The 963-nt window shown below is 76.5% G+C and carries 1 protein-coding gene; it reads right to left on the reverse strand.

Annotation, left to right across the window (positions count from 1 at the left end; all coding sequences use genetic code 11):
- On the reverse strand, positions 1-707 hold a 707-nt coding region (locus tag ABEB16_RS18975; RefSeq protein ID WP_345713773.1), incomplete at its 3' end, for a SemiSWEET family transporter.
- Between the last annotated feature and the right edge of the window lie 256 nt (positions 708-963).

The raw sequence follows: 963 nt of genomic DNA on the forward strand, positions 1-963 counted from the left end.
ATCGACTGCACCGTCACCCGGACCCGCTTGCTGAGCACGCTGTTGAGCAGCAGCGCCAGCACCGGCCGGACCAGCAGCTGGCCCGGGGTGCCCCAGCGGCCGGCGTGCAGGGCGCGCACCACGACGCGCGGCGGGCAGCGGCGCACCAGCACGAAACCGGACATCAGCGCGCTGAGCGCGGAGCACACGACGACCGAGACCTGACCCTGCGCCGCGCCGTAGACCGTCCACAGCACGGCGGCGGCGGTGGCCAGCGCGAACGTGGCCGGTGCCAGGCCGGCCAGCGACCCGCCGCGCAGCACCAGGCGGATCTGCGGGGCCATCTTCACCAGCGAGACGACCGTGGCGGCCGCCCCCACCCCGGAGGCCCCGGCCAGCACCCACACCCCGGCGAGCAGCGCGGCGTAGCCGGCGGTCAGCAGCTGGCCGTGCAGCTGGCGGGCGCCGAGGCGGTGGTAGGCCAGCACCGCCGTGACCAGCGCCGCGGCCAGGCCCGGCACGTTGGCGACGAGCTGGGCGGGGTCGAGCAGCAGCAGCCCGTAGAGCAGCCAGGAGCCCGACGAGAGCACGCCGAGCAGGCTGGAGGCGGCGGAGACGCCGGAGGCGTCGGGGTTGCGCAGCAGCCGCAGGACCTGGGGGACGCCGGTGACGACGCCGATGGCGGCGGCGGTGAGGCCGAGGAAGTCGATGAAGGTGTAAGCAAGCACGTGCCTGTCCATCGGGCTGGTTCACCGGGGCACTCAAGCGCGAACGCGGTGAGACCTGCCTCACACCCGGTTGACACCCGGCTCACAGCCGGCTCACGGCCGAGGTGCGCCCCGCCCGGCGCGCGACTGCGCCGGCACGACGCCCGTGCCGTCCACCCGCCGCCCCTCGCGGCGGGCCCCGGGGTGCCCGTCGCCCGGGTCGGCGGGGTCCAGCCGCACCCGCGGCAGGGCCTGCGGGGCGCTCTCGCGCAGCCAG

The organism is Kineococcus glutinatus, assembly GCF_039542765.1.
Lineage (GTDB): Bacteria > Actinomycetota > Actinomycetes > Actinomycetales > Kineococcaceae > Kineococcus_A > Kineococcus_A glutinatus.